This is a genomic window from Hyalangium sp. (assembly GCF_035629615.1).
Lineage (GTDB): Bacteria > Myxococcota > Myxococcia > Myxococcales > Myxococcaceae > Hyalangium.
The window spans coordinates 1-10611 of sequence record NZ_DASPHO010000688.1; the positions used below are offsets into that span (position 1 = coordinate 1).

Annotated in this window: 7 protein-coding genes; 1 reads left to right on the forward strand and 6 read right to left on the reverse strand. The window is 67.7% G+C overall.

The genetic code is table 11. The annotated features are described in order from the left end of the window. The 3 genes from VD972_RS34555 to VD972_RS34565 all read right to left on the reverse strand — a co-directional run. A partial coding sequence (locus VD972_RS34555; protein WP_324993070.1) for an ABC transporter permease subunit occupies nt 1–466 on the reverse strand: 466 nt, incomplete at its 3' end. Then, entirely contained in the window at nt 463–1347 is an 885-nt protein-coding gene (locus VD972_RS34560; protein WP_324993071.1) for an ABC transporter permease subunit, read from the reverse strand. The genes VD972_RS34560 and VD972_RS34555, both read right to left, overlap by 4 nt. Continuing rightward, a complete protein-coding gene (locus tag VD972_RS34565; RefSeq protein ID WP_414654178.1) occupies nt 1344–3008 on the reverse strand; it encodes a peptide ABC transporter substrate-binding protein in 1665 nt (554 codons plus the stop codon). Before VD972_RS34565 ends, VD972_RS34560 begins: the two co-directional genes overlap by 4 nt. Before the next feature lie 136 nt (nt 3009–3144). Here VD972_RS34565 and VD972_RS34570 point away from each other — a divergent pair, with 136 nt between their 5' ends. After that, nucleotides 3145–4206, forward strand: coding sequence for an alpha/beta hydrolase (locus VD972_RS34570; RefSeq protein ID WP_324993072.1), 1062 nt, complete (start codon nt 3145–3147; stop codon nt 4204–4206). A gap of 73 nt (nt 4207–4279) precedes the next feature. Here VD972_RS34570 and lon read toward each other — a convergent pair whose 3' ends face one another. The 3 genes from lon to clpX form a co-directional block, all read right to left on the reverse strand. After that, complete coding sequence (lon, locus tag VD972_RS34575) at nt 4280–6733, reverse strand: endopeptidase La (RefSeq protein ID WP_324993073.1); 2454 nt, start codon at nt 6731–6733, stop codon at nt 4280–4282. A 205-nt stretch (nt 6734–6938) separates the two neighbouring features. Then, on the reverse strand, nt 6939–9014 hold the full coding sequence (locus VD972_RS34580; protein WP_324993076.1) for a prolyl oligopeptidase family serine peptidase: 2076 nt from the start codon (nt 9012–9014) through the stop codon (nt 6939–6941). A 308-nt stretch (nt 9015–9322) separates the two neighbouring features. Beyond that, complete coding sequence (clpX, locus tag VD972_RS34585) at nt 9323–10597, reverse strand: ATP-dependent Clp protease ATP-binding subunit ClpX (protein WP_414654177.1); 1275 nt, start codon at nt 10595–10597, stop codon at nt 9323–9325. Nucleotides 10598–10611: the final 14 nt, after the last annotated feature.

Here is a 10611-nt window from a genome sequence, read left to right on the forward strand (position 1 = left end):
CCAGGCGGTTGCGGAACATGCGCGCGGGCCCGGCCCAGCCCACGAGCGCCAGCGACACCACCATGAGTCCAAAGGGGCCCAGGCCCGCGCCAGCGCCCGCATCCACGAGCGACTGGCCCGCGAGCTGGAGCACCATTACCACCAGCACGTCCGGGAGCGCGAAGAAGGCATCGGCCAGGCGCATGACCCAGCGCTCCACGGCTCCGCCCGTCAGGCGGGCCACGGCGGCCACGAGCAGGCCCAGTCCGGTGGAGAGCCCCCCGGCGGCCAGCCCGATCGCGAGCGAGACCCAGAGGCCGCCGAAGGCCAGCTCGCACACGCTGCGATCCGGGTGGGTGGGATCGTTTCCGAGCGGGCAGGTGCTCGCGAGCACTTCCGGGAAGACGCGGCCGGCGAGCAGGCTCAGCACGCCGAGCCCTCCCAGGAGGGCCAGCCCCACCCACGCCTGGACGGGGATGCGCCTCATGTCCGGTCCTCTCGGGCGCGGGGGTCGACGATGAGCCGGACGCCCTCGACTGCCAGCCCCACGACGGCGAGCACCGAGGCGAAGACGGTGGTGGCCACGACGACGACGGCCACCTGCTTCTGGAGGACGGCGAGGACGTAGAGCTGGCCAAAGTACGGCAGGCCGAAGACGCGCTCGGCGGCGAAGGAGCCCGCCAGCAGCGCGGTGGCCACGGGGCCAATGGCGTCCAGCAGCGCCGGGAGCACGTTGGGCAGCACGTGGCGGCGCAGCACGACGCCGGGCGGCAGGCCCTTGCTGGCGGCGGTGCGCACGTAGTCACGCGCCAGCTCGGTCTCCAGCGCATCCCCGAGCAGCGTGCCGAGGAAGACACCGGGCCAGATGGAGATGACGAGCGCGGCGGACAGCTCGGGGAGGAGGCTCCCACGCTCCACGACGGAGGGGGCCAGCAGGAGCGCCGGGATGAAGACGGGCGTCCCGAAGGCCATGGCGGGAATGACGTCCCCCAGGAGCGCGAGGCGGCCTCGTCTCCAGCGGTTCTTGAGGAGGGCGAAGGTGAGCGCCCAGAGGAGCGCGAGCACCAGGGCCACCAGTCCGACCCCGACGCTGCCGGAGAGCTTGAGGAGCAGCTCGTCGCCGGTGACGCCCTGAGCGCTCGTGCCGAGGCGCTCGCCCCGGAAGAGCTTCTGCCACGGGCGCAGGAAGCCCAGGGGCTCGCCCACGCCGAGATCCCGCCGGTAGGAGGCCGCCAGCTCCGGCGACACCTGACGCTTGCTGTCGTCCTCAGTGGTGAGCGGGAGGCTGGCCATGAGGAAGTACGAGGCCAGCGCGACGATGGGGACGAGTGCGAGCTGCCGGCCAAGCCGGACCAGGAGCTGCCTCATGGCCTCGAGCCCCCCTCCCCTGCCTCGGGCGCGAGCCGGAGGGACTTCAGGGCGAGGAAGTTGAACGGATCCACATCCAGGCCGCGCAGCTTCGGCCGCGAGCGGTAGTAGCGGTCCGGGTGATACAGCGGTGCGATGACGGCCTGCTCCTCCAGCAGCACGGCCTGGGCCTGGGCGTACAGCGTCCGAGCCCGTGCCGCCTCGGCCTCGGCGTCGGCCTCTTCCAGCAGCCGCTCGAAGCGGGCCATGGGCTCGCCCCCCGCCTGCGTCTCCCAGCCCGTCTGATGGTTCCCCTCGCGCTCGAAGAGGGTGAAGAAGGTGTTCGGGTGGGCGTAGTCTGCGCCCAGCCGCCGCAGGTACATGTCATAGGCGCGCGGCCCCTCTGGGGTGCGCCGGGCCACCTCGGACGAGAAGTCCGACCGCGCATCGAGCGTCACCGTGAGGCCCACGGCGGCAAGCTGCGCGGCGATGCGCTCGGCGATGGCCACCTCCGGGACGAAGGAGTCTCCGGCCCTGAAGACGAGGCGCAGCGGACGCTCCAGGCCCTGCACGCCGCGCAGCTCCTCCTGGGCGCGCTCCCGGTCGAAGCGCGGCAGGAGTGCGGCCTCCTCGGGAGTCGCGGCTCCAGGCAGATCCGGCGGGAGCAGCACGTTCGTGGGCCGTACGGCAGGCAGAAGCCCGGCGAGCAGCGCCTCCCGATCCAGGGCGCGAGCAATGGCGCGCCGCACCTCGGGCCGGTTCAGCGGCGGGCGCTCGGTGTTGAAGGAGAGGAAGTAGGTGGAGAGCAGCGGCTCGTCGTGGAGATCCGGAGGGCGCTGCCCGTGCAGGGCGAGGGCACTGTCGATGAAGACGAAGTCCACCCGGCCGCGCTCATAGAGGGCTGAGCCGATCTCCGACTTCATCAGCGTGACCACAGGAGCGGGGTGCTCGCCAGGCTCGAGCGACGGTTGGAAGGCCGAGGCCGGGTTGTGGACCAGCCGCACGCGCTCCCCTGCCCGGTCCCAGCGCTCCACGCGGTAGGGCCCGAGCGACAGGGGCCGCCCATCCCTGGGCCGATCGAAGTAGTCGCGGATCTCCTCGTCGGACTTGCCGGCGAGCTCCGCAGAGGGTGCGGGGAAGAAGAGGTAGACGTTGGCCAGGCGCGACAGGAAGTAGCTGCGAGGCCGCTCCAGTGTCACGCGCAGCGTGTGCGGGTCCAGCGCCTCCACCCCTGTGCGCTCGAGCGCGGCTCGGACCTGCTCTGCGGGAGCACCGCGCTCCTGAAGCTCCACGGCCTCCCGAGCCCCTGCAATTTCGGCCATCTCCCCGCGCTCGCGGCCGAGCATCGCGCGCCGCCACCCGAAGACGAAGTCCTGGGCGGTGAGCGGTGTGGTGCCATCCGACCAGCGCACGTCCCGGCGCAGGTGGAAGGTGTAGACCTCGCGTCCCTGGGCGTCGCGCTCCCGCTCCCAGCGCTCGGCCAGGCCCGGCTGGACGGAGTTGTCGGTCCCCAGGGTGGTGAGCCCCTTCTGGGTGGCGAGCATGACTGGGTAGTTCGACCAGCTCGCCGGGTCCGAGTAGCTCCAGTCCAGCGTGGTGGGCATCGCGGGGACGATGATCTTGATGCCGGGGTCGGGCTGGAAGCCGCACGGCCCACAGGCCGTGGCGAACCACAGCCCCATGAGCGCCAGCACGAGTCGAGGACGAGAAGCCACCGCCGCGAGTTCTATCGCACCGGGATCCAAAAGGAACGAAGCCGCGACCTGCTCTCCAGAGATGAGAATGCGCCCCACCCCGTGGGCCTGTTAGAGGTCGGCCATGGCTCCTCGTTCAAGACCCGCCGTGGAAGGCACACCCATCCGGGTCCACTACGACGCGGGCTGGGGCAACCACCTCACCCTGCGCGGCAACAAACCCCCGTTTGACTGGAGCACGGGCGTACCGGCCATCGGGGCCGAGGGGAATGTGTGGACGTTCGTCTGGCCGCGCTCCTCGGGCGTGCTGCAGCTCAAGCCGCTGCTCAACGACAGGGGCTGGTCCATCGGAGGCAACTACCGGCTCGAGGCGGGCGCCCCCGTGGACATCTACCCCTTCTTCAGCCCCGTGGGAGGCACGCTGCACAAGGTGCATGACTTCCACTCACCGCAGCTGGACAACTCTCGCACGCTCATCATCTCCCTGCCGCCGAGCTACGCGGAGAACCCGCTCAAGCGCTACCCCGTGCTCTACATGCACGACGGCCAGAACGTCTTCGAGGACGCCACCTCCTTCACCGGCGTGTCCTGGGGCGTGGATCGCACCCGCGACTCGCTCGTCGTGCAGGGGCTCATGGACGAGATCATCGTCGTGGGCATCTCCAACATGGGCACCCGCCGCGGGTACGAGTACACCGCCGGCCCGGCCTCCGAGCGCGGCGGCGGCGCGGACTCATATGGGCGCTTCCTCGTCGAGACCGTGAAGCCCTGGGTGGACCGCCAGTACCGCACCCTGCCCGGCCGCGAGGACACGGCGCTGATGGGCTCCTCGCTCGGCGGCCTCATCTCCTTCTACCTGGGGACGCGCTACCCGCACGTCTTCTCCAAGGTGGCCTGCCTCTCCAGCGCGTTCGGGTGGAACGGCGTGGACCTCGTCAGCGAGGTGGAGCGGTGGCGGGAGCCTCTCGCGGTGAAGTTCTACATCGACGCCGGCACCCACCGAGACCCGCGGATTCCCACGCTGCGCATGAAGGAGGCCCTGGAAGCCCAGGGCTACGTGCAGGGCGAAGGGATGTACCACTACGAGGACAAGGGCGGCCGGCACACCGAGGCCTCCTGGGCGGCGCGCGTCCACCGGCCGCTGCGCTACCTCTTCCCCTGGCAGAGCGCCTCGAGCCCGCGCTGAGGCCCGCAAAGGCGAAGGGCCCGGAACCGCCTCGCGATCCCGAGCCCCTCACTTGAAGCCGTCGCCCTCTACATCAAGCGGGGGCGCCCACTGGGGCTGCCTGAGTCTCCGGGACGGTAGGCACCTTCAGCCCATCGCCCGCGGGCTTGCGGCCGAACTCCTCCGGCTTGTCCAGCACCAGCGCCACGCGCAGCACATCGTCCACGAACTCCACGGGGATGATCCGCAGCTGCGCGCGGATCTTCTTCGGGATGTCCTTGAGGTCCTTCTTGTTCTCCTTCGGGATGAGGACCGTCTTGATGCCGGCGCGGTGCGCCGCCAGGGTCTTCTCCTTCAGGCCGCCGATGGGCAGCACGCGGCCGCGCAGGGTGATCTCACCCGTCATCGCCACGTCCCTGCGCACCGGCACCTTGGTGAGCGCGGAGACCAGCGCGGTGCACATGGTGACACCGGCGGATGGGCCATCCTTCGGGATGGCACCCTCGGGCAGGTGGACGTGGATGTCGTAGTTCTCGAACACCTTGCGGTCGATACCGAACCGGTCGGCACGCGAGCGCACGTAGGACATGGCCGCCTGCGCGGACTCCTGCATCACCTCGCCCAGCTTGCCGGTGATGATCAGCTTGCCCTTGCCCGGCATCACCGTGGCCTCGGTGGTGAGGATCTCTCCTCCCATCTCCGTCCACGCCAGGCCGGTGACAATGCCCACCTGGTCCTCGCGCTCGGCCACCCCGTAGCGGTAGCGCGGCGTGCCCAGGAACTTCATCGCCTGCTTGCGATCCACCGCGATGTCCCGCTTGCCGTTCTTCAGCACGTCCCGGGCGATCTTCCGGAACACGCCGCCGATCTCACGCTCCAGCGAGCGCACGCCCGACTCGCGCGTGTACCGGTGGATGATCGTCCTCAGCGCATCGTTGGTGAAGTCGACCTTGAGCTCCAGCAGCCCGTTGGCCTCCTGCTCCTTCGGGATGAGGTAGCGCCGCGCGATGCTCAGCTTCTCCGGCTCGGTGTAGCCCGCGATCCGGATGACCTCCATGCGGTCCTGCAGCGGACCGGGGATGTTGTGCATCGTGTTCGCGGTGCAGATGAACATTACCTTGGACAAGTCGTAGTCGAGGTCCAGGTAGTGGTCATTGAAGGTGTGGTTCTGCTCCGGGTCCAGCACCTCCAGCAGCGCCGCGCTCGGATCGCCGCGGAAGTCCGTGGACATCTTGTCGATCTCGTCCAGCAGGAAGACGGGGTTGTTGCTGCCCGCCTTCTTCAGGCTCTGGATGAGCTTGCCCGGCATCGCGCCGATGTACGTGCGCCGGTGGCCGCGGATCTCCGCCTCGTCTCGCACGCCGCCCAGCGACAGGCGGACGAACTTGCGGCCGGTGGCCCGAGCGATGGAGCGCGCCAGCGACGTCTTGCCCACGCCCGGCGGCCCGACGAAGCAGAGCACGGGGCCCTTGAGCTTCTTCACCAGCTGCTGCACGGCCAGGTACTCGAGGATGCGCTCCTTGGGCTTCCTCAGCCCGTAGTGGTCCTCGTTGAGCACCCGCTCGGCCTCGGTGACATCGAGACGATCCTGCGTCTCCTCGTACCAGGGCAGGCTGATGATCCAGTCGATGTAGTTGCGGACGACGGTGGCCTCCGCGCTCATCGGGCTCATCATCCGGAGCTTCTTCAGCTCCTTCTTGACCTTGAGCGTGGCCTCCTTGCTCATCCGCTTGTTCTTGAGCTTCTCCTCGATCTCCTGGATCTCGTTCTTGAACTCGTCGCGCTCGCCCAGCTCCTTCTGAATGGCCTGCATCTGCTCATTCAGGTAGTACTCCTTCTGGGTCTTCTCCATCTGCTTCTTGACGCGCGTGCGGATCTTCTTCTCCACCTGGAGGATCTCGATCTCACCCTGCATCAGCTCGTAGAGCTTCTCCAGCCGCTTGGCCGGGCTCTCCGTCTCGAGCAGCGCCTGCTTGTCGTTCAGCTTCAGCGACAGGTGGGCGACGATGGTGTCCGCCAGCCGAGCCGGGTCATCAATGCTGGCCACCTGCATCAGCATCTCGGGAGGAATCCGCTTGTTGAGCTTGACGAAGGCCTCGAAGACCGAGTGCACGCTGCGCACCAGCGCCTCGAGCTCCACGGACTTCTCGGACACCTCCTCCAGCTCCTCCACCTCGACCATGAAGAAGGCGTCGTTGGGGAGGAACTTCTTCACCTTCGCCCGGCGCACGCCCTCCACCAGGACCTTGACTGTGCCATCCGGCAGCGGCAGCAGCTGGATGACGTGGCCCACGGTGCCGAAGTGGAAGATGTCGTCGGGAGTCGGGTCGTTCGTCTTGGCCTTCTTCTGCGCGGCCAGGAGAATCACGGCCTTGTCATCGGGACCCTTGTGCGCCATCGCGTCCTTGAGGGCCGCGATCGACTTCTCCCGGCCGACGAACAGCGGCACCACCATGTGCGGGAACACGATGATGTCCCGAAGGGGCAGGAGCGGAACGGTGATGCCCCGCTTCTTTTCATCCTTCTTGTCGTCACGTCCGAAGAACATTTGCTCGCCACCTGCCTGCTTGCCGACCGAAGTCGCAAGTCCCTAGTGAAGTTGCCTGCCCGCCTGCCAGCCCGGCAGACGTGCGAGATACAAAGACGGTTCTATAACACGGTGAATACACCTGCCGTTCCCCGGCTAAAGGTTGGGGAACGCTCACCTGCCTTCAAGGGAACACCCGTCCGTCATCGTGTGTCCGCCTGCTGCTTCAGCGGGCCTCGGCCGTCGCCCTACCGGCTGGCCCCACCATGCCTATGCCCAGCGTCTGGAAGAGGAAAGCGAACATGTCCGCGCTGGACTCGATCGCCTTGGCCACCTGGTCTGCCCCCCCATGGCCCGCGTTGGCCTCGATGCGCAAGAGCGCCGGCGCGCCGGGCCCTTCCAGGTTCTGTACCGCCGCCACGAACTTGCGAGCATGCATCGGATCCACCCGGTCATCATGATCCGCCGACATCATCAGCAGCGGAGGGTAGCGCCCCCCCGGCTTGAGCCGGTGGTAGGGTGAGTAGGCGTAAAGTACCTGGAACTCCGAGGGCTTGTCCGCTGTGCCGTACTCGGGGACCCACGTCCGGCCGCTGCCGAACTGGTGGTAGCGCACCATGTCCAGAAGAGGCACCGCGCACACCACCGCGCCGTACAGCTCCGGCCGCTGCGCCATCGCCGCACCCACCAGCAGGCCGCCGTTGCTGCCGCCGTAGATGGCCAGCTTGTCCGGCCGGGTGTACTGCTCACGCACCAGGTACTCTGCCGCAGCGTGGAAGTCGTCGAAGACGTTCTGCTTCCGATCCAAGCGTCCAGCCTCGTGCCAGGCCTTGCCGTACTCCCCTCCGCCGCGGAGGTTGGCTACGGCATAGACCCCGCCTGCGTCCAGCCACGGGAAGATGCTGGAGCGAAAGCTCGGCTGCATGCTCACGTTGAAGCCGCCGTACCCGTACAGCAGCGTGGGCCGCTGCCCGTCCCGCTTCAGGTCCTTCCGGTGGACGAGGAACAGGGGGATCTTCGTGCCGTCCTTGGATGGGTAGAAGATCTGCCGCACCGTGTAGAGGGCCGTGTCGACGGGCACCTCCACCCGGGCCCACAGCTCCACCTTCCCCGAGGAGATGGACGTCTTGTAGACCTGCCGGGGGGTGGTGAAGGAGCTGAAGAGGAAGAAGGCCTCGTCCTGGTCCTCCAGCCCCACCAGGTTGCTGGAGGCGCCCACCCCTGGCAGCGCCACGGTGCGCACCGGCTTGCCCTCGAGCGTCGTGAGCCGCAGCTCGCTGGCCGCATCCCGCAGGTACTCCATGGCCAGGTGCCCGCCGACCAGCGTCAGGCTCTCCAGCGAGGCCACGGGATCCTCGGGGAGGATCTCCTGCCAGGCCGCCCGCTCAGGCTTCGCCGGGGAGACGCGGAAGACGCGCTTCCGGGGCGCACCCTCGTCGGTGGAGAGGTAGAACTGGTCCTGCCAGGCCAGCACCGAGTACTTCGCGCCGACGCCCTTCACCAGCAGGCGGAAGTCCTTCTCGCCCACGCGCTTCCAGTAGATGTCGTTCTCGCTCCAGCCGCGGACGATGAAGACGAAGAGGTACTTCCCGTCCCGGCTCAGATCCACGGAGACGAACGTCGACGGATCCCCCGTGCGCGGGTGCACCAGCGTGTCCTTCTTCGGCTCCGTGCCCAGCGTGTGGAAGCGGACCTCCGTGTAGCCGGGCCGCTGATCCACGGGGATGGAGTCATCCACCGGCAGCCACTCGTAGTAGAAGCCCTTGCCGTCCGGCGTCCACTTGGGCTCGGCGTACTTGGTGCCCGGGATGACGTCCACCTGGGACCACTCGCCGGTGTCCACGTCCATGACATGGAGGATGGACTCGTCCGCGGCGTTGGGCTTCTGGGCGAAGGCCAGCTTGCGGCCATCCCACGAGGGCACCGCGAAGCCGAGCGACACCGAGCCGTCCTGGCTCCAGCCGTTCGGGTCGATCAGGACCTTCTCGGGCCCGCTCTCGCCCTCACGCCAGTAGAGGATCGCCTTCTCCTTGTCCTTGTGCGTGCGGAAGTAGAAGTACCGGTTGGCACGGCGGAGCGGCGGGGAGATGGACTCCTGGTAGAACAGCTCGCGGAAGCGCTGGGCGAGAGCGTCCCGGCCGGGCACCTTCGCCAGCCAGTCCCGCGTGAAGCGGTCCTGGGCCTTCATCCACCCCTGGACCTCGGAGGCCTTCTCATCCTCGAGCCAGCGGTACGGATCGGCCACCTGGACCCCGTGCAGGGTGTCCACGAGAGGCTCCGAGCGTGTCGCCGGGTACTTCATGCGGTGCGTTCCCTCCTGGAACGAGACTGCCGCGGCCAGCGCGGGCGTAGAGGCGGCGGCGGACGGGAGCTCTTCTCTCGTCGCCTCCTTCGGGCCTGCACATGCGGCGAGCAACACCCAGGCGGGGAGCAGCAGTCTCTTCATGACCGCTTCCAGATACAGGAAGGGCCTCGCCCGGCCCACAAAAAGTGCGGGCCCCTTGGGAGCGGCCGAGCGCCCGGGAAGTCCCCAGGCACACAAAGGGCGCGCCTGACCCGCTACCAAGATCGTGACGCGCCCCGTCATGCCCTCCGGTCGAGAACCAGGGTCTAAGCGGACTCCTTCTTGGGCTCTGAGTCCTTGTCGTGGGCGTAGAGCACCACGGGCTCGCTCTTCTTGAAGATGACCTCCTCGGAGATGAGCACCTCGCGTGCCGTCTTGCGGGAGGGCAGCTCGTACATCACTTCCAGCATGGCGCCCTCGAGGATGGAGCGCAGGCCACGCGCGCCCGCCTTGCGGCGGATGGCCTCGGAGGCAATCGCCTTGAGCGCCCCGTCCGTGAACTTGAGCGTCACCCCGTCCAGCTCGAAGAGCTTGCGGTACTGCTTGGTGAGCGCGTTCTTCGGCATGCTGAGGATGTTTACCAGCGCGGGCTCGTCCAGCTCCTCCAGCGCGGTGATGATGGGCAGGCGGCCGATGAACTCGGGGATCATCCCGAACTTCAGCAGATCCTCCGGCTCCACGTGCTTGAGCAGCTCGGTGAGGTTGCGCTGCTTCTTGGACTGGATGTCCGCGCCGAAGCCCAGGCTGCGCCCGCCCAGTCGCCGCTCGATGATCTGCTCCAGCCCGCCGAAGGCGCCGCCGCAGATGAACAGGATGTTCGTCGTGTCCACCTGCAGGAACTCCTGCTGGGGGTGCTTGCGGCCGCCCTTCGGGGGCACGTTGGCGATGGTGCCCTCGATGATCTTCAGCAGGGCCTGCTGCACGCCCTCGCCGGACACATCCCGGGTGATGGAGGGGTTCTCCGACTTGCGGGCGATCTTGTCGATCTCGTCGATGTAGACGATGCCGCGCTGGGCCCGTTCAATATCGTGGTCCGCCGCCTGGAGCAGGTTGACGATGATGTTCTCGACGTCCTCGCCCACGTAGCCGGCCTCGGTGAGGCAGGTGGCGTCCGCGATGGTGAAGGGGACGTTGAGGATGCGCGCCAGCGTCTGCGCCAGCAGCGTCTTGCCGCTGCCGGTGGGGCCCAGGAGCAGGATGTTGCTCTTCTGGAGCTCCACATCGTCCATCTGGACCTTGGTCTCGATGCGCTTGTAGTGGTTGTGCACCGCCACCGAGAGCGTCTTCTTGGCCCTATCCTGTCCGATGACGTACTCGTCCAGGATGGCCTTGATCTCGCTGGGCCGAGGAATCCGGAGCTTGGTGTCCTTGGTCTCCTCGCGGTCGATCTCCTCCGCGATGATGTCGTTGCACAGGCCGATGCACTCGTCGCAGATGTAGACCGTCGGCCCCGCGATGAGCTTCTTTACTTCCTTCTGCGACTTCCCACAGAAAGAGCACTGAAGATTGCCGTGACCGTCATCCCGCCTTCGATCCACCACTCGCTCCTAAAGCA